The sequence below is a fragment of the Bacillus sp. FSL R5-0443 genome, assembly GCF_038608285.1.
GTDB classification, from domain to species: domain Bacteria; phylum Bacillota; class Bacilli; order Bacillales; family Bacillaceae; genus Bacillus; species Bacillus velezensis.
In genome coordinates this window covers 3,656,329-3,675,172 of record NZ_CP152013.1, presented here as the reverse complement: position 1 = coordinate 3,675,172, position 18,844 = coordinate 3,656,329, and the positions used below count along the sequence as shown (strand labels likewise).

General features: G+C 44.1%; 21 protein-coding genes. 19 read left to right on the top strand and 2 right to left on the bottom strand.

Going from position 1 to position 18,844, the window contains the following annotated elements:
* The first annotated feature begins 4 nt into the window (after positions 1-4).
* From NYE28_RS18535 to NYE28_RS18525, 3 genes are all read left to right on the top strand, one after another.
* On the top strand, positions 5-763 hold the full coding sequence (locus NYE28_RS18535) for a glycosyltransferase family 2 protein (RefSeq protein WP_012118576.1): 759 nt from the start codon (positions 5-7) through the stop codon (positions 761-763).
* A 19-nt stretch (positions 764-782) separates the two neighbouring features.
* Positions 783-1,979: a glycosyltransferase gene (locus NYE28_RS18530; RefSeq protein WP_094032536.1), complete on the top strand. Its 1,197-nt coding sequence runs from the start codon at positions 783-785 to the stop codon at positions 1,977-1,979.
* A 132-nt stretch (positions 1,980-2,111) separates the two neighbouring features.
* The gene (locus tag NYE28_RS18525; protein WP_003151382.1) at positions 2,112-3,188 is read left to right on the top strand and encodes an MraY family glycosyltransferase; all 1,077 of its coding nucleotides are present in this window, start codon (positions 2,112-2,114) and stop codon (positions 3,186-3,188) included.
* Positions 3,189-3,286: 98 nt separating this feature from the next.
* Here the strand turns inward: NYE28_RS18525 and NYE28_RS18520 are convergent, their stop codons facing one another.
* Together NYE28_RS18520 and NYE28_RS18515 are read right to left on the bottom strand one after the other, a co-directional pair.
* Entirely contained in the window at positions 3,287-4,522 is a 1,236-nt protein-coding gene (locus tag NYE28_RS18520) for an LCP family protein (protein WP_025285355.1), read from the bottom strand.
* Positions 4,523-4,526: 4 nt separating this feature from the next.
* Positions 4,527-5,174 carry a YigZ family protein gene (locus tag NYE28_RS18515; RefSeq protein ID WP_061581228.1) on the bottom strand — a complete coding sequence of 216 codons (648 nt, stop codon included), beginning with the start codon at positions 5,172-5,174 and terminating at the stop codon, positions 4,527-4,529.
* 222 nt (positions 5,175-5,396) lie between these two features.
* Here NYE28_RS18515 and degS point away from each other — a divergent pair, with 222 nt between their 5' ends.
* The 16 genes from degS (at position 5,397) to NYE28_RS18435 (ending at position 18,831) form a co-directional block, all read left to right on the top strand.
* Complete coding sequence (degS, locus tag NYE28_RS18510) at positions 5,397-6,560, top strand: two-component sensor histidine kinase DegS (protein WP_007407484.1); 1,164 nt, start codon at positions 5,397-5,399, stop codon at positions 6,558-6,560.
* A 76-nt stretch (positions 6,561-6,636) separates the two neighbouring features.
* Complete coding sequence (gene degU / locus NYE28_RS18505) at positions 6,637-7,326, top strand: two-component system response regulator DegU (protein ID WP_003219701.1); 690 nt, start codon at positions 6,637-6,639, stop codon at positions 7,324-7,326.
* Positions 7,327-7,423: 97 nt separating this feature from the next.
* The gene (locus NYE28_RS18500; RefSeq protein ID WP_003151387.1) at positions 7,424-8,272 is read left to right on the top strand and encodes a DegV family protein; all 849 of its coding nucleotides are present in this window, start codon (positions 7,424-7,426) and stop codon (positions 8,270-8,272) included.
* Between the two features lie 108 nt (positions 8,273-8,380).
* Positions 8,381-9,766 carry a DEAD/DEAH box helicase gene (locus tag NYE28_RS18495; RefSeq protein WP_099320008.1) on the top strand — a complete coding sequence of 462 codons (1,386 nt, stop codon included), beginning with the start codon at positions 8,381-8,383 and terminating at the stop codon, positions 9,764-9,766.
* A gap of 57 nt (positions 9,767-9,823) precedes the next feature.
* Positions 9,824-10,108, top strand: a complete 285-nt coding sequence (locus NYE28_RS18490) for a competence protein ComFB (protein WP_007407481.1) — start codon at positions 9,824-9,826, stop codon at positions 10,106-10,108.
* A gap of 5 nt (positions 10,109-10,113) precedes the next feature.
* Positions 10,114-10,803 carry a double zinc ribbon domain-containing protein gene (locus NYE28_RS18485; protein ID WP_342490487.1) on the top strand — a complete coding sequence of 230 codons (690 nt, stop codon included), beginning with the start codon at positions 10,114-10,116 and terminating at the stop codon, positions 10,801-10,803.
* Between the two features lie 73 nt (positions 10,804-10,876).
* Positions 10,877-11,296 carry a TIGR03826 family flagellar region protein gene (locus NYE28_RS18480; RefSeq protein ID WP_012118571.1) on the top strand — a complete coding sequence of 140 codons (420 nt, stop codon included), beginning with the start codon at positions 10,877-10,879 and terminating at the stop codon, positions 11,294-11,296.
* Between the two features lie 69 nt (positions 11,297-11,365).
* Positions 11,366-11,632 (top strand): flagellar biosynthesis anti-sigma factor FlgM, encoded by a 267-nt coding sequence (gene flgM / locus NYE28_RS18475; RefSeq protein WP_003151393.1) that lies wholly within the window; start codon positions 11,366-11,368, stop codon positions 11,630-11,632.
* A gap of 14 nt (positions 11,633-11,646) precedes the next feature.
* The gene (locus tag NYE28_RS18470) at positions 11,647-12,129 is read left to right on the top strand and encodes a flagellar protein FlgN (protein WP_003151394.1); all 483 of its coding nucleotides are present in this window, start codon (positions 11,647-11,649) and stop codon (positions 12,127-12,129) included.
* Between the two features lie 15 nt (positions 12,130-12,144).
* Positions 12,145-13,662: a flagellar hook-associated protein FlgK gene (gene flgK / locus NYE28_RS18465; RefSeq protein ID WP_032869556.1), complete on the top strand. Its 1,518-nt coding sequence runs from the start codon at positions 12,145-12,147 to the stop codon at positions 13,660-13,662.
* 11 nt (positions 13,663-13,673) lie between these two features.
* Positions 13,674-14,591 (top strand): flagellar hook-associated protein FlgL, encoded by a 918-nt coding sequence (flgL, locus tag NYE28_RS18460; protein WP_007407477.1) that lies wholly within the window; start codon positions 13,674-13,676, stop codon positions 14,589-14,591.
* 90 nt (positions 14,592-14,681) lie between these two features.
* Entirely contained in the window at positions 14,682-15,251 is a 570-nt protein-coding gene (locus NYE28_RS18455) for a DUF6470 family protein (protein ID WP_038460037.1), read from the top strand.
* A gap of 29 nt (positions 15,252-15,280) precedes the next feature.
* Complete coding sequence (gene fliW, locus NYE28_RS18450; protein ID WP_015240684.1) at positions 15,281-15,712, top strand: flagellar assembly protein FliW; 432 nt, start codon at positions 15,281-15,283, stop codon at positions 15,710-15,712.
* Positions 15,706-15,930, top strand: a complete 225-nt coding sequence (gene csrA, locus NYE28_RS18445; protein ID WP_220007556.1) for a carbon storage regulator CsrA — start codon at positions 15,706-15,708, stop codon at positions 15,928-15,930. Before fliW ends, csrA begins: the two co-directional genes overlap by 7 nt.
* A 143-nt stretch (positions 15,931-16,073) precedes the next feature.
* Positions 16,074-17,060, top strand: coding sequence for a flagellin (locus NYE28_RS18440; RefSeq protein ID WP_007407474.1), 987 nt, complete (start codon positions 16,074-16,076; stop codon positions 17,058-17,060).
* A 250-nt stretch (positions 17,061-17,310) separates the two neighbouring features.
* The gene (locus tag NYE28_RS18435; RefSeq protein ID WP_099567127.1) at positions 17,311-18,831 is read left to right on the top strand and encodes a flagellar hook-associated protein 2; all 1,521 of its coding nucleotides are present in this window, start codon (positions 17,311-17,313) and stop codon (positions 18,829-18,831) included.
* The last annotated feature ends 13 nt before the right edge of the window (positions 18,832-18,844 follow it).

The window sequence follows — 18,844 nt, the reverse complement described above, 5'->3', positions numbered from 1 at the left end:
GACCATGACAAACTGGAAACCTTTCGTATCTGTCATTACACCGTCTTATAATGCAAGTGAATATATCGAAGACACGATTCAGTCTGTTTTACATCAAAGCCACCCGCATTGGGAAATGATTATCGCGGATGATTGTTCAACGGACGGAACGAGAGATATTTTACGGCAATATGAACAAAAGGATGAGCGGATCCGCGTCGTTTATTTAGAGAAAAACGGGGGAGCCGCGGCTGCCAGAAATACAGCCCTTAAACATGCCAAGGGCCGTTATGTCGCATTTCTGGACAGCGATGACAGATGGAAAAAGGAAAAGCTTCAAAAACAGCTTGCGTTTATGGCAGAGCGGTCCTGCGCTTTTTCATTTACGGGCTACAGCGTCATGGAGCAGGACGGAACGCCGACGGACAAAACGATTCAAGCCCCTGAAAGCCTGTCATATGATGAAGCTTTAAAAAACACGATTATCGGGTGTTTAACGGTCATGATTGACAGAGAGCAGACGGGGCAGATTCAAATGCCTGATATCAGAACGCGGCAGGATTTAGCGACATGGCTTTCCCTGCTGAAAAGGGGATTTACGGCTTACGGCCTGAATGAGTGCCTTTCAGAATACAGGCTTGTGCAGAATTCGATTTCAAGCAACAAGTGGAAAGCCGCAAAAAAAACGTGGTTTGTTTATAGAGAAATTGAGCGCCTGCATTTTATCAAGGCTTCGTGGTGTTTTATGCAATATGCGAAAAACGCGGTCTTGAAAAGACTGTAGGCGTCAGAGGAGCTGGGTGATGAAGGTGGAACCGATTATTCACGTAATCGTCGGAGCGGCGGAATGGGGGCATGACCGGCTGAGATACAGACGGCACCGGCTGGCTGAATTTCTCGCCCGGCAAAAAGAAACGAAAAGCGTCATTTGGGTATGCCCGTCTCCGCAAGCCAATGATGGTCAAATGGCCGGGATCGCCGAGGGAATCCGGCAGTTCACTGTAAAGGATCTCATGCGGCAAAAAGCTTTCCGCTTCGGCAGGTATACAGACATGTGCTACAGGCATAAGCTTTCACCATTGTTGAACATGCTGAAGGAAGAAGGAGAAGGGGCCCGCTGCTGCTTATGGTACACCTTCCCCGGTTTTCCGCTTCTGGCAGATATGTTTCCTTGGGATGAAGTGATTTACGATTGCAGTGATCTGTGGGCCGCTCCGATCAGCGGCCGGTCCGGGGTGCTGTCAAATGTTAGAAGAAACATCATTAAACAGGCGGAAATGAGAATCATTCAGCGTGCCGATTCCATTACGTGTACATCTGACTGTCTGCACCAGGAGGTCGGAAAAAAGCTGGAGAACCCGCACCAGAAAGTGTTCACCATTGAAAACGGAGTGGAATATGACCTGTTTTCACGGGAAAATAAACAGCCGGATGAAGACATTTTACGGGGACGGAACGGAACGGTTCTCGGTTTTATCGGCGGAATCAAACCGAAGCTCGATTTTGCGCTTATGGCGGAAACGGCAGATGTGAGGCCTGACTGGACGATTTTATTGGTAGGCCCGAACACGGCTCAGGACGATCCGGATTTCAAGTCGCTTCTAGAGCGTCCGAATGTCATCTGGACGGGACCTGCCGCGCCGAATGAAGTGCCGTCCTATATGCAGCTTGTCGACATCGGCATCATGCCTTATAAAAATTCACCTTATAATGACGCGGTATTTCCGCTTAAGCTTTTTGAATTTTTAGCCGCCGGGAAACCGGTTGTCGGCTGCAACCTTTCTTCTACGTCAAAAATCAAAAGGCCTTTCGTCTATGAATACGTTGAAGGCAGTGACCCCGCAGATTTCATCGCGGCCTGCGACGCGCTTCTGGCAGCGGACCGCAGCGGATCATATGAGGCTTTGCGCCGTGAATTGGCCCGGAGACGGGATTGGAATGTTTTATTCGGCCGAATGCTCGAATGCACGGGTATATTGAAAAATGCGCAATCCCATTAAAAGGGAAAGCGCATTTTTTGATTTGCGTGTTTCTTTTTGATGATGCTTGTTATAATAACTAGTAAGAATTATAATGGAAGGAACGGTTCAATATCAGAAAAGACTTCATATAATTCCAAAGGAGACTTCTTTATGCTTGACGAACGCATGTTTCGCATAGTTGTTGCGTTTTTTGTCTCTCTGCTAACGGTTTTAATCCTAACTCCTATCGTAAAAAAAATTGCGATCAAAATAGGTGCAGTTGACCAGCCCAGCAACCGAAAAGTACATGATAAAATAATGCCCCGTATGGGCGGCCTGGCCATCTTTATCGGCGTAGCGGCGGGTGTGCTCGCGGCCGGCATATATAATGAAACAAAAATGACCGCCATTACAGTGGGTGCGTTTATTATTGTTATTTTAGGAATCCTCGATGATAAATACCAATTAAGCGCAAAGGTAAAGTTTTTCGTCCAGCTGGCCGTGGCCATTATGATTGTGAGCACGGGACTGAAAATGGACTTTTTCTCCGTACCGTTTTTAACGGAACGTTTAGAATTGGGATGGGTCGCTTACCCGCTGACTGTGTTATGGATCGTCGGTATTACGAACGCGATGAACCTGATTGACGGTTTGGACGGACTCGCTGCCGGCCTGTCGGTCATCGGACTCTCCACTATCGCCGTTATGGCGTTGTCCGGAGGGAAAATCCTTATTCTGTCACTTTCACTTGTCGTGATAGGAAGCACACTCGGATTTTTATTTTATAATTTTCATCCGGCAAAGATATTTATGGGAGATACCGGATCGCTCTTTCTCGGATACGTCATCTCAGTACTCTCATTATTAGGTCTTTATAAAAGTGTTACTTTATTCAGTATCATCATTCCGATCATCATTTTGGGCGTGCCGATTTTTGATACGACATTCGCCGTCATCAGGCGGATTTTAAACAAACAGCCGATTTCGGCGCCTGATAAGTCACATATACACCACCGGCTGATGGCCTTCGGGCTGTCACACCGCACGGCTGTCATTATCATTTATTTAATCGGCTTTATTTTCAGCGTCAGTGCCATCCTGCTGAAAAGCGCGACCATATGGCTTTCGCTGTTTATTATTTTTGTATTGATTGTATTTATGCAAATCATAGCAGAGGTCACAGGGTTAGTAAATGAACAATTTAAACCATTTACCAAGTTTTACAAGAGACTGGTAAAGAAAAATTAAAAAGAGCAGATCATGCGAATGGTCTGCTTTTTTGTGGATTCTGCTATTCTCTTATTATATAAAAAAACCCGATCCTGCTCAAAGGATCGGGTTTACTCTTAATAGCCTGTTGTGCCGCCGGACTGTGTGCCGCCGGACTGTGTGCTGTCCGTACCGTTTGCACCGGCAGTACCGTTGGTTGAATCAGTGGTACCGCTTGTTCCTGCGCTGCCGGAAGTCGAATCAGCCGTACCGCCTGTTCCTGTGCTGTCAGAAGTCGAATCAGTCGTACTGTCCGTTCCGGTGCTGTCAGAAGCAGGATCGGACGCCGTGCTGCTTCCGGACGGGTAATCCAGGTGTTTCTGCAATTCCTGCCGTACTTTTTCGAGATTGGTCGGATCGGGCTGGAAATAATACGTTCCGCCCGTAGACGCGGTTCCGCCGCCGCCTAAATATAAATCTGATCCTGTTATGGTCAGTGTATCAATCTTTTTGCTGGTAAAGCCGTTGTAAATCTGCTGAAGGGCGAGTCCTTCAGTGATTCGAATATTCGTTTGGACATTATTGCTTGCTGTTTCAGCGATTTTATCGATTTTAGCAATATTTCCAGCCTTAGACATTTGGTCGATCAGTGCATTTAGGATTTGCTTTTGGCGGTCATTACGGCCGAAGTCTCCGCGTTTATCCTGCTTTCTCATGCGTGCGTAAGCCAGAGCCTGCTCACCGTTCAAATGCATGTTTCCTTTCTTGAAGTAGATCCGTTTCTTTTTACTGACGTCACTCATCTCGTCGAAGTCAAAAGGCACTTTTACATTGACTCCGCCGACTTCATCAATAACATCCTTAAAGCCGTTAAAATCGACAGTGACATACTTATCAATCGGTATGCCTAATAAGTCTTCGACGGTTGAGACGGTTTCATCCGCCCCGCCTTTAGCAAAAGCCGCATTGATTTTTGATTTTTTACCGGTTGTATCGCCGGCAAGCGTCACCCGCGTATCACGCGGAATACTCAGCATTTTCATTGTTTTATTTCTCGGATCAAGGGTAACGACAATAAGAGAGTCTGATCGTCCGCCTTTTCCGCTTGTAGCATAATTTTCGATCCCCATAAACAAAATGGAGAACGGTTTTTTCTTCATATCGATGACTTTATCACGAAGTTTTGATTTGTCTCCGCGGGAAAGGGCATCATATGCATTATCTGCCGCATTAATCGTTTTGTATACTTTGTATCCGCCAAACCCGGCAGCGACTAACAAAACGAGGGTAAGCAGCAGCAAAATCCGTTTGAATATGATCTTTCGTTTGCTTTTCTTTTTCTTTCGAACACGCACTCTTACACGTTCAGCCATTACATTAGTCTCCTTTAGGGCTGACGTCTGTTTCTAAATACGTCAGTTCTCCCTCTGTATTCTTACTCTTGCCGTTCGTCAGCTCTGTCATCCATTTGATAAACGTTTCTTTGTCTTTTTCTTCAACGTACGTTTCAAATTCGACATGATCCGCATAATGGATATCTTTCAGTAAAAAAACTGATTCTCTCAGTTCGTTCTCTATCTTGCCGAGCCACGTATAATCCGCTGATGTATGCATAATCCGCATCAGCTTCCGCTCCGTAACTCCTATATGATTTAAGCCTTCAGACACTGACTTCCCATATGCACGAATCAATCCGCCTGCACCGAGCTTTATTCCGCCGAAATACCGGGTAACCACCGCGCAGGTATCTTTCAGACCGCGTTTTTTCAGCACTTCCAGCATGGGGACGCCGGCTGTGCCGCTTGGTTCTCCGTCATCATTCGCCTTTTGTATATGGTCGGTTTCGCCGATCAGATAAGCTGAGCAGTTATGAGTCGCATTCCAGTGCTGTTTTTTTATCTTTTGTATAAATTCCTGCGCTTCCTCTTCAGAAGCAGCACGGCTCAGGTGACAGATAAAACGCGATTTTTCAATCACAATCTCATGTTCACCCGTTTCTTTAACTGTTAAATAGCTGTGCAGCATGATTGCTGGACCCTCCTGACAAGCATTAAAAGACTTGTTTCTACAAATTCGAACAGACTTTAGAATTTTTGCGCATATTTTGGTATCATGAAAGAGTAAGATACTATATAAAAATGTTTTTTTCTAGAATATACGCATTCTTTCATTATAATTCGACATAAATTGCAGTTCAATTACATTTATAATAAAAATACATAACAACACCGTTACGGAGGGAGACAGATGAATAAATCGAAGATGGACTCCAAAGTTTTGGATTCTATACTTATGAAAATGCTGAAAACCGTGGACGGGAGCAAGGACGAGGTTTTTCAAATCGGAGAGCAGTCGCGCCAGCAATATGAGCAGCTGGTTGAAGAACTCAAACAGATCAAACAGCAGGTCTACGAAGTCATTGAGCTGGGCGACAAACTTGAAGTTCATACGCGGCACGCACGAAACCGCTTGTCTGAAGTAAGCAGAAATTTCCATAAGTTCAGCGAAGAAGAAATTCGCAACGCCTATGAAAAGGCGCACAAACTTCAAGTGGAACTGACGATGATCCAACAGCGTGAAAAGCAGCTGCGGGAGCGCAGAGATGATTTAGAACGCCGGCTTTTGGGGCTTCAGGAAATCATTGAACGGTCAGAATCATTGGTCAGCCAAATAACCGTCGTTCTGAATTACCTGAATCAAGACCTTCGCCAAGTAGGGCTTCTTCTTGCCGATGCGCAGGCTAAACAAGATTTCGGTTTAAGAATCATTGAAGCCCAAGAGGAAGAAAGAAAAAGAGTTTCCAGAGAAATTCATGACGGTCCCGCGCAAATGCTGGCAAATGTCATGATGAGATCGGAATTAATTGAACGGATCTTCCGCGACCGCGGCACGGAGGACGGATTTCAGGAAATCAGAAATCTGCGGCAGAATGTGCGGAATGCCCTTTACGAAGTCAGAAGGATTATATATGATTTAAGACCGATGGCATTGGACGATCTCGGGCTGATTCCGACACTGAGAAAATATCTTTATACAACTGAAGAATACAACGGAAAGGTGAAAATACATTTTCAGTGTATCGGAGACACGGAGAACCAAAGGCTTGCCCCGCAATTTGAAGTGGCGCTTTTCCGTCTCGCTCAGGAAGCCGTCACAAATGCACTCAAGCATTCAGAATCAGAGGAAATTACAGTAAAAGTGGAAGTAACCGCTGATTTTGTCGTTCTCATCATTAAGGACAACGGAAAAGGCTTTGATATTAAGGATGCTAAACAAAAGAAAAACAAGTCATTCGGCTTGCTGGGAATGAAAGAAAGAGTAGATCTGCTTGAAGGAACGATAACGATAGACTCTAAAATAGGTCTTGGGACATTTATCATGATTAAGGTTCCGTTATCTCTCGGCCTATAATTTGTTAAATAGAGCCAAAAGACATATTGACCGAACAGCGGCGTATATAGAACAATAGGATAAGGAGGCGTAGCGTGTGACTAAAGTAAATATTGTTATTATCGACGACCATCAACTATTCCGTGAGGGTGTAAAAAGAATATTGGATTTTGAACCTACCTTTGAAGTGGTAGCAGAAGGTGACGATGGAGATGAGGCGGCTCGAATCGTCGAGCATTATCATCCCGATGTTGTCATAATGGACATCAATATGCCGAATGTAAATGGAGTAGAGGCTACTAAACAGCTTGTTGAGCTGTACCCTGAATCTAAGGTGATTATCCTCTCCATCCATGATGATGAAAACTATGTGACTCATGCTTTAAAAACAGGTGCAAGAGGCTATCTCCTGAAAGAGATGGACGCAGATACTTTAATCGAAGCAGTGAAAGTGGTAGCCGAGGGCGGTTCTTACCTTCACCCGAAAGTAACCCACAATCTTGTCAACGAATTCCGCCGTCTTGCGACAAGCGGAGTTTCTGCTCATCCTCAGCATGAGGTTTACCCGGAAATCCGGAGACCATTACATATATTAACGAGACGGGAATGTGAAGTGCTGCAAATGCTTGCAGACGGAAAAAGCAACCGCGGAATCGGTGAATCATTGTTTATCAGTGAGAAAACAGTGAAAAACCACGTGAGTAATATTTTGCAGAAAATGAACGTTAATGACCGGACACAAGCCGTTGTCGTGGCCATTAAAAACGGCTGGGTAGAGATGCGTTAGCCATGTGTGAGAAGACTTGCCTGTTATGGCAAGTCTTTTTTTACAGCTGCATATCTATTAAAATACTTATTAAGTACTTAATAAGGCAGGTAAAGTGATGAAGATTGCAGTTGTAACAGACAGTACAGCATATATTCCGAAAGAGATGAGAGAAGAACATCATATTCATATGATTCCTCTCCAAGTGGTTTTCGGTGAAAAAACATTCCGCGAAGAAACAGAACTCGACTGGAGAAGTTTTTATAAAGAAGTAAAAAATCATGATGAGCTGCCGACTACGTCTCAGCCTTCTTTCGGTGAATTAATCGCATTGTACGAAGAACTGGGCAAAACATATGATGCAGTCATAAGCATACATTTGTCCAGCGGAATCAGCGGAACATATAACAGCGCCGCCTCGGCAAACACTATGGTTGATCATATTAAAGTTTATCCCTTTGATTCAGAGATCAGCTGTTTGGCACAAGGTTTTTATGCGTTAAAGGCAGCACAGCTCATTAAAGACGGTGTTGACTCACCGGAAGAGATTATAAAAGAGCTGGAAGAAATGAAAAAAACAGTCCGTGCGTATTTTATGGTGGACGATTTATCACACCTCCAGCGGGGCGGGCGTCTAAGCAGTGCTCAGGCTTTTATCGGCGGTCTGTTAAAGGTAAAGCCTATTCTTCATTTTGACAATAAGGTAATTGTTCCTTTTGAGAAGATTCGGACACGCAAAAAAGCGATTTCGAGAATTTTTGAGCTGTTTGGGGAGGATGCAAGTAAAGGAATCCCGATGCGGGCAGCTGTCATCCATGCAAACAGGGAAGAAGAAGCGGCGGATATTATACAGGAGTTAAGCGGTAAATATCCTCATGTCGAATTCTATAACAGCTATTTCGGTGCCGTGATCGGAACCCATTTGGGCGAAGGCGCCATCGGAATCGGCTGGTGCTTTAAAAACTAAGTGAAAATCTCCGTTTTCAAGGGCGGAGATTTTTTTATTTTTTAATTTTCGCAATTCGACAAGTGGGTTCCCGACAAGGCATACTTTGAGCAGAAAGGAGGCAGGGAGATGTCCGAAGGTGCTTCAGAATTTTCAGAGGTGCGGGATTTCTTTTACGGCCGGCATTTATTGAGATCTGAGATACCGTTTTCAGACCAGCGCATCAAGCGTTTTATAGAAAAAGAATATATAACGGCCGAGCCGTCAATCATCCGCCGGAAAAACCGTTACGTCTGCCAACGATGCGGTCAGTCTGATCAAGCCTGCTTTGCGGCATTTTGGGCGCCCTCTGCCAAAAGGCAGATTACCTATTGCCGTGCCTGTGTCATGATGGGAAGGGCTGATGAACTGACATCATTATATTATTGGAATCAGGCCTATGAAAACAGCTGGGAACCTGTAAAGCTTTCTTGGGAAGGAACACTGACAGACGGACAGAAGCGGGCGGCCGCCGCGCTTACAGATGCGATAAAAGAGAGACAAGAGCTGTTAGTATGGGCGGTTTGCGGATCGGGGAAAACAGAGATGCTGTTTCCGGGTATCGAGTTTGCTCTGAATCACGGTTTGCGCGTCTGTGTCGCGACTCCGCGTACAGATGTCGTACTTGAACTGCTGCCGAGACTGAAAAAAGCATTTGAGAAAGTCGAAGTTTCTGCTTTGTACGGCGGCAGCGAGGACAAAGGCCGTCTGACTCCGTTAATGATTTCAACCGCTCACCAGCTGATGCGCTACCGAGACATTTTTGATGTCATGATAATAGATGAAGTAGATGCGTTTCCTTTTTCAGCCGATGAGACATTAAGATTCGCTGTTGATAAAGCGAGGAAGAAAAACAGCGCCCTTGTTTATGTAACGGCAACTCCTTCAGACACATTAAAAAAGAAGGCTGAAGCCGGTTTGCTGAAAAGCGTCCGCATACCGGCCAGATATCATCGGAAACCCCTCCCGGAGCCGCGTTTTTTGTGGTGCGGCAATTGGAAGAAGAAGCTTCAGAAAGGAAAACTGCCGCGCTCTGTAACCGATTGGGTCCGCCAAAAACTTCAATCACAGCTGCCGGTTTTCTTATTCGTTCCGTCTGTACATGTATTGAAAAAGACAACGGATTATTTTCAGAAATTAAATGTAAGGGCAGAAGGCGTTTATGCGGAAGACACATTCAGAAAGGATAAAGTGAAACGGTTCAGAGACGGCCGGCTTGACCTGCTGGTAACGACTACGATTTTAGAAAGAGGGGTTACCGTGCCCAAAGTTCAGACATGTGTCCTCGGCGCAGAAGCACCTATCTTTACTGAGAGCGCGCTCGTACAGATCGCGGGCAGAACGGGAAGGCATTATAAACATTTCAGCGGTGATGTCGTCATGTTTCATTTCGGAATTACAAACGGAATGAAAAAAGCAAAAAAACATATAGAACATATGAACAAATTGGCACAAAAAAGTAAATTGTTGGACTAGTTAATTTCAGAAAACGTGATACAGTATACTCATACTTTCCTATGAGGAGCTGTCAGCATGCTTGTCAATTCAAAAGAAATCGTATTAAAGGAACTTCTCGACCGCCATATGTCTCAGCTTCATATGAAATGCACATGCCGGGTATGCAAAAATGATGTACTGGCACTTTCATTAAACCGGGCTGAGCCGGCATATGTTACAGATAAAAAGAAAGTTGCTTATGCAAAAGCAGAGATAGTTGATAAACAGAAAAATACGGCGCTGCTTGTCATTCTGGCTGAATCAGCGGCGATTGTTTCGGTTAATCCAAGCGAGTTCTGTGAAACTCGGGAAGGAGCGTAATATCTCTGAATTGTTTATTGTGTGACTCACCAATTTCAAGTTCATTGACTTGGAGATCTCTGTTTTCTCTGGCGCCCGAGCAAGAGATATGCAGCATATGCAGCAGCCAATTCGAAAAAATTGAAGGCCCCGTATGCAGTATATGCGGGAGGCCTCAGGAGTCAAATGAAAAATGCGCTGATTGTGCGGCCCGGGAATCAAAAACGGAAAAGCGCTTTTTGCTGCGGCAAAACCGTTCGGTATATTTATATAATGATGCGATGAAGGACTCATTGGCCCGTTTTAAATTCAGGGGTGATGCGAAAATCATTCAAGCATTTGAACGTGACTTTGCTGCCGGCTTTAAAGCGGCATATCCATCAAATACACATACTCTCATCCCTATTCCGCTGAGCGGCGAACGGCTGGCGGAACGCGGATTCAATCAATCCGAACTGCTGGCCTCTCTGCTCGGAATGCCCGTCATTTCCCCCCTCATCCGACTGAACAACGAAAAACAATTCAAAAAGAGCAAAACAGACAGGCTGTCTGCAGAAAAAAAGTTTTCAGCAGCCGAAAACTCCGCCGAAGGTATGAACGTCATTTTAATAGATGATATTTATACGACGGGCGCCACACTTCACCAAGCCGCCGAAGTCCTGCTGACAGTGGGTAAAGCGTCATCGGTCTCCTCTTTTACTTTAATCAGGAGCTAAATCATTCTTTTTTTCTGCCGATATAATTGATAGAAATATAAGGCAGATTAAAGAAGGAATAGGAGTTAATACGATGGGTGAATTGGCGAATTGTCCAAAATGCAATGCTTTATTTTTTAAAACGAACCTGCAGACCGTGTGCCAGGCATGTATTAAAGAAGAAGAAAAAGCATTTGAAACCGTCTATAAATTTTTGAGAAAGCAGATCAACAGACAGTCGACGATGCAGCAGATCACTGAGGAAACAGGTGTGGATGAAGAGCTGATCCTCAAGTTTATCAAACAAAAAAGAATTCAGATCAGCCAGCTTCCGAATTTGGCATATCCTTGCGAAAGGTGCGGAAATCCAATCAGGACGGGGAAATTTTGCAAGTCCTGTCAGACAGATATTGAGTCACAATTAGACCATATGAACCAAAAAACAGCCGCTGAATTCGAAGAGAAAAACAGTACAAAAGACACATACTATGCCTATAATACCAAAAACACCTGATTCCCTAAACTAACTGATAACGCAGTCGATAAAAGAATTAGACTGCGAACAGAAAGCGAGAGGAATCCTATGAAAATCAATCAGTACGGAACACAATCCGTTAATCCATACCAAAAAAATTACGAAAAGCAAGCCGTACAAAAAGAGGCTGCAAAGCCGAAGGACAAAGTGGAAATTTCTTCTCATGCAAAAGAGCTTCAAAATGCGTCAGATGCGGTCACTAAAACACGTCAGGAAAAAATCGCTCAGCTTAAAGCGGATATAGAGAGCGGAACATATAAAATAGATTCAAACAGCATCGCTGAAAACATAGTAAATTTCTATAAAAAGCAATAAAAAGGAGAAAGCCAATGTCAGCAAAGCCAATTATTGATCAACTGAAGCGACTTTGCGCACTGCATGAACATCTGCTCACGCTGTCTGAGGAGAAAACGGAAGCGCTGAAAGCAGGTAAAACAAAAGAGCTCTCCAACATATTGACCAAAGAGCAAAAGTATATTCAGGCAATCGGGCAGACTGAGGAAGAACGAATCAGGTTAACTTCTCAGTTTCTCAGCCGCGGTGAGGACAATACAATTGCTGCATGCATCTCCAGAACTTCAGGCAGTGAAAAACAGGAGCTTGAAGGGTTATTTCACTCTTTGTCTGCGCTTCTTGACCGTCTGAAAGAAGTGAATGAGATGAACAAACAGCTCACGATTCAGGCTTTACAATTCATCTCCGGGGCATTCGATATGATCATGCCGGGTGAAAAAGAGAATATGAATTATAAAGAGCCGCAAGCGGCGCGCAAGCCTGTCAGCCGTTTGACACTATTCGATTCAAAAGCTTAGAACGGAGGATTTTCAATGCCATCGACTTTTATGGGGCTCGAAACAGCAAGGCGTGCATTGAGTGCGCAGCAGACTGCATTGAGCACAGTTTCAAATAACGTTGCAAATGCAAATACAGAAGGATATACGAGGCAGCGCGTCACATTACAATCGACAAGCCCTTATCCCGCAGTATCAAAAAACAGTGATCTGACGGCCGGCCAAATCGGAACAGGAGTAAAAGCCGGTTCAGTTGAGCGCGTCAGAGACAGTTTTTTAGACTATCAGTACAGAACTGAAAATACAAAATTAGGGTACTATACAGCCCGTTCCAATTCATTGTCGCAAATGGAAGGCGTCATGAAAGAGCTTGACGATAACGGATTAAACGGATCGCTCAGTTCGTTTTGGAATGCCCTTCAGGATCTGGCGACGAATCCGGAAAATACGGGAGCGCGCTCAGTTTTGCAGGAGCAGGGGAAATCTCTTGCCGAAAGTTTTAACTATATATCTACCTCTTTGACTAACATTCAGGGTGATATTAAAAAGAACCTGGATAACACAGCGGATCAGGTCAATTCCATTCTCAATCAGCTGAATGACCTTAACAATCAAATAGCGGCAGTTGAGCCGAGCGGTATGCTCCCTAATGATTTGTATGACCAAAGAGACAGATTGATTGATCAATTATCTTCTATGGCAAATATTAAAGTTTCATATAATAAGTCGGGCGGACATGCCTTGGCGACTGCTGAGGGCACGGTTAACGTCGAATTGCTGAACGGAAACAACAATTCTCTCGGTACGCTGCTCGACGGTAACACAAAAACAGTTTCAGAAATGAAAATCAACTACGATAAGGACAGCGGCCTCGTGTCGAGTGTGTCAGTCGGCAGCAATACGGTCAATGCGGATGCATTTACCGGAAAAGGCTCACTCTTAGGTCTTATTGAATCATACGGCTATATGTCAAACGGAGAAGAAAAAGGTCTTTATCCTGAAATGCTGACGGCTCTTGACAATATGGCGCTGTCCTTTGCTGACGCGTTTAATGCAGTTCATGAAAAAGGGAAGACCTATACAGGCGAACAGGGTGCAGCATTTTTTGATTTCAGCGGCGGTGAAGCGGTGCCGGCAAAAGGTGCGGCAGCGAAAATAAAAGTCAGTGACAAAATCCTTGCGTCTACTGATAATATCGCAGCGTCGTTAAACGGAGAAAAAAGTGACGGCACCAACGCGACAAATCTTGCAGCCGTACAGAACAGCAAGCTGACTATTAACGGTGAAACCACTACAATTAATGACTTTTATGAATCCCTTATCGGAAAGCTGGGCGTTAATTCACAAAAAGCGGCCAATCTTATGAACAACTCTGAAAGCAACACCCTTTCAGCCGATGAACGGAGACAATCAGTCAGTGCAGTGTCTTTAGATGAAGAAATGACAAATATGATTCAGTTTCAGCACGCTTATAATGCGGCTGCGCGAATTATAACGATGCAAGATGAAATATTCGATAAAATTATTAACGGTATGGGCACCGGAGGAAGATAGGAGATAAGTAAATGAGAGTAACTCAAGGGATGATCGCAAAAAATTCTCTTCGATTTATCGGCTCAAGTTATGACAAGCTCGATCGGCTTCAGCAGCAAGTGTCTACGGGGAAAAAAATCACGAAAGCTTCTGATGATCCGGTCGTTGCAATGAAGGGAATGCAGTACCGTACTCAGCTTGCGCAGGTAAACCAGTATCAGCGGAATGTTTCGCAAGGCTTTACATGGCTGGAAAACTCGGAATCAAGCGTAAACTCGGAAACGGATATTATGGGGAAAATCCGGGACTTGATGGTTCAGGCGAAAAGTGATTCGAACGGTGAAACAGAATTGAAAGCAATCGGTACAGAAATCGGCCAGCTGAAAAAGCAGCTCGTTTCTGTCGCGAATACTCAGGTAAACGGACGTTATCTGTTTAACGGAACAAATTCAGACGTCCCGCCGATCACTGAAAATGCCGACGGCACATATACGTACAACTATGAGAATTATACAGGTGCTTCGGATGTTAACATCAACATCTCGAACGGAGCAGTGCTGAAAGTGAATTCTGATCCAAACTCAGCTTTCGGAGGCGTCGCACAAAATGGAGATAATGTTTTTGAATTTCTTAACTCCTTAGAAGCTTCTTTAAGCAAAGGCACGCTGTCCGAAGCAGATTCAGATCAAATTCTGTCAGATATTGACGGTTTTACTGATAAAATGAATGCTGAAAAATCCAATATCGGCGCACGCACAAACCGGTTGGAACTCATTCAGACAAGATTGGAATCACAAGCGGCAACCGCTGAAAAAGTATTGTCCGATAATGAAGATGTAGAAATGGAAGATGTAATTGTTGATTATTTATCTCAACAGACGGTTCATAGAGCAGCGCTGTCAGTGAATGCGAATATCATTCAGCCGTCACTGATTGACTTTCTGAAATAATATAACTGATCGTCTTCAATATATAAAAAAGCGACTCACACCAGGGAGATCGCTTTTTTTACTAAAATACTATAAACAGGAGGGGTCTCTGTGCAGATGCCGAGATTGATTATTGACAGTGTGCCTGCTAAAATCGGTATAACCTTTCAAAAGGAAGAAATCGAGATGGAACAGCCGCCCGCTGACCTGGAAATCGAGCAGCCGCCGGCAGAGCTGAACATAGAAAGCACGCCGGTCAAACTGACGATTGACCAGACGAGGGCGTGGGAGAACTTGAATCTCAAATCATTTGAAAAGCTGAACGCTGAAGCCGCCCAGAAAGGTGCGGAAGCCTGCAGCGAGTTTATTGCAAAAACAGTCAGGGAAGGGAAGGAAATGGCGGCTATCGAAAAGAAAACGGGCAATGTGATGGCCCGGCAGGCAGCAGATGTCAGACCGCCCGATCCATTCGGCGAATTCAGCGACTTTCTGCCTGCGCAGTTTCTCGTCGACATTGACTGTATTCCTTCAAAGCTTACGATTGATATTGAAGCCCGCAAACCTTCAATTGAAGCAGCCGTCAATAAACCTGTATGGAATTATACGCCGGGGAAAGTTCAGATTGATATGATGCAAGACCCTAAGGTGACGATTTCGGTTGACGATGGCAACGCAGAATAAAAGATGAAAGTGGTAAAGGATTGTGAAGCATGATAATTAAAACAAAATATCACGGAGAAATCAGAATAGACGAAGGGCAGATTATCTCATTTGAAAACGGCCTGCCGGGATTTAATGACGAGACTCAATTTGTTGTTCTTTCTTTGTCGGAGGATTCACCGTTTTTGGCGCTGCAGTCTGTCAAACAGGAGCACATCGCCTTTATTGTCGCCAGTCCGTTTATTTTCTTTAAAGGGTACGAATTTGACATTGACCATGCGACGCTTGAGCTTTTGCATATTGAAGATATAGAGGACGTCGAAGTGATGGCGATTTTAACGCTGGAAGAGCCTTTTGAAAACACGACCGCCAATTTAAAAGCGCCGATTATCGTCAATAAAAAGGAAATGAAGGCGAAACAAATTATTTTACATGATGCTTCCTATGAAACAAAACATCTGATAGGAGGAGGATCATGCTAGTTCTCTCAAGAAAAGTGAATGAGTCCATTCAGATCGGGCCGGATATTGAAATAAAGGTGATCGCCATCGAAGGAGAACAAGTGAAGCTGGGAATTGAAGCGCCTCAGCACGTAGATATTCACAGGAAAGAAATCTACTTGTCGATCCTGGAAGAGAACAACAGAGCTGTATCTTTTAATACTGATTTATTACTTAGCTTATCCTCACAAAAAAAGTGAGGTTTTTTTTATTTTCAATATAAACAATGGAAGCGGCCGTCCGATATATATATTGTAGCCAATGAGAGGAAAAATTTTCTTCAGAATGACGCTGCGCAAATGCACAAGGACGTGCGAAAAACAATTCAGGGAGGAAATACAAAATGAGAATCAACCACAATATCGCGGCTCTTAACACTAGCCGTCAGCTGAATGCAGGTTCAAACTCTGCTGCAAAAAACATGGAAAAATTATCTTCAGGTCTTCGCATCAACCGCGCTGGTGATGACGCTGCGGGTCTTGCGATCTCTGAAAAAATGCGTTCTCAAATCCGCGGTTTAGACATGGCGTCTAAAAACGCTCAAGACGGAATCTCTCTTATCCAAACATCTGAGGGTGCATTGAACGAAACTCACAGCATTCTTCAGCGTATGAGCGAGCTTGCTACACAAGCGGCAAACGATACAAACACTGATTCTGACCGTTCTGAGCTTCAAAAAGAGATGGACCAATTAGCGTCTGAAGTAACAAGAATCTCTACTGACACTGAGTTCAATACGAAGAAACTTCTTGACGGAACTGCGCAAAACCTTACGTTCCAAATCGGAGCTAACGAAGGCCAAACAATGAGCCTGTCTATCAATAAAATGGACTCTGAAAGCCTGAAAGTTGGTACGACTTATACTGTATCTGGTGATCAAAATACACTTACAGCAACTGACGGAAGCACTGCTACTTGGGCGGATGCAGACGATGCTACAAATAAACCAGCTGGTTATTACGATGCTGGCGGTAAAGTTATTGCATCTGAAAAATTAGCTGCAGATTCTAAAGTAACAAAAGGTATCGACATCTCATCTTCAGCTAAAGCTGCGTCTTCAGCTCTTACAACAATCAAAACAGCTATCGACACAGTTTCAAGCGAGCGCGCTAAACTTGGTGCGGTTCAAAACCGTTTAGAGCACACAATCAACAACCTTGGTACTTCTTCTGAGAACCTGACTTCTGCTGAATCACGTATCCGTGACGTAGACATGGCTTCTGAGATGATGGAGTACACGAAAAACAACATCCTTACTCAGGCTTCTCAAGCTATGCTTGCGCAAGCTAACCAACAGCCTCAGCAAGTTCTTCAATTGCTGAAAGGTTAATGACGGAAAGATCCTGGTTCTCCAGGGTCTTTTTTTTATTTCTTCAGCTATCTCCCCCTTCAGCAAGCCAAAGAACCCTATTGACAAAATGAAACATTATATTTTGCAGTTAAATTATTGAAAACCTTTTAATATGACCGATATAAGAATAAGATCATACATTTATGGAGCTGTGATATGATAAACAGTCGGAAACTCACTGTTGTCATAGAGCCGTATACGACTAAACGCCGAAAAGGAGAGGGTACATATGGTCACAAGAATCACAGGCCTTAATTCCGGTCTTGATGTAGATTCTCTGGTGAAAAAAATGATGGATGCCGAAAAGCAGCCGCTTAATAAATTAAACCAGCAAAAGCAGACGCTTGAATGGAAGCGCGATGCTTATCGGGAAGTGAATACCCAGATTGCCGACATGTATTCTACGACATTTAATAATATGCTGATGTCCACAAACTGGAATAAAAAAACAGTAACAAGTTCGGATTCCAGTGTCAGCGCGGTGGCTGTCAGTGCTGAACAGAATATTTCAACGAGCATGTCTGTACAGCAGCTGGCCACACCGACGACTTATAAATCATCAGGGGCCATCAATTTCACTTCGGGTCAGAGCCAAACATTGAAATTCAATGTCACAAATCCGGGTGAAACGAAGCCGACTGAGGTAAACGTCACGATCGCCGCGACCGATACGATTGACGATGTCATTTCCAAACTGAACAGCTCGGGCCTCGGGGTGACGGCTTTAAAAGAGAAAATCTCCAATGGCTCGGATTATGTGGATACGATTGCGTTCACTTCCAATAAAACGGGGGAAGGATTTACCCTTTCAGCAGGTGATGACGCAACCAAAAGCTTTCTGAAAGATCAGCTCGGTTTTGCCGTTGATGATGCAACAAATGAACTGACGGCCAATGCCGAAGGGAAAAACGCGAAGTTTACGTTCAACGGGCTTGAAATGACAAAAACGTCAAATAACTTTACGATCAACGGCATCAAATACACGCTGAACAGCGTGACGGACAGCAATAAAACGGTTACGATTAACAGCACGACTGATACGGACGGCATTTTTAACAACATTAAAGATTTCGTTGATAAATACAATACGTTAATTAAAAGTGTAAACGAGAAGGCGTCGGAATCAAAATACCGTGATTATAAGCCGCTAACCGATGAACAAAGAGAAGCGATGACCGATAAGCAGATTGAGCAGTGGGAAGCAAAGGCCAAAAGCGGTTTATTACGGAGCGACAGCACGCTGCAGAACGGTTTGGCGGAGATGCGGCTTGATCTGTACTCAACGGTTACGATTGACGGGAAAAAATATCAGCTTGCAGATTTCGGAATTGAGACGTCTGATAGTTATACGGATCAAGGAAAGCTTGTCATTAAAGACGAAGCGAAATTGAAACAGAAAATTACCGAGAATCCTGCTCTCGTGGCTAAACTGTTTAATGCAGACAGCCCTGATACAGCGAAAACCAAAAACCCGGAGGAACAGGGGATTGCCCGGAGATTAAAAGACACATTAAACAAAATGCAGACCCAAATTTCAAAACAGGCGGGTACGGAAAGCTCGGTATCAACCAGCTTTGCCATCGGAAAAAGCCTGGATGAAATAGAAACAAATATTTCTAATATGAAAACGAAGCTGGATGACATCGAGACGAGATATTATAAAAAGTTCAGCGCACTGGATACGGCATTGGAGAAATTGAACAGCCAATCTTCATATCTCACGTCAATGTTAGGATCTTCAACATCATAACCTTGGAGGTTTT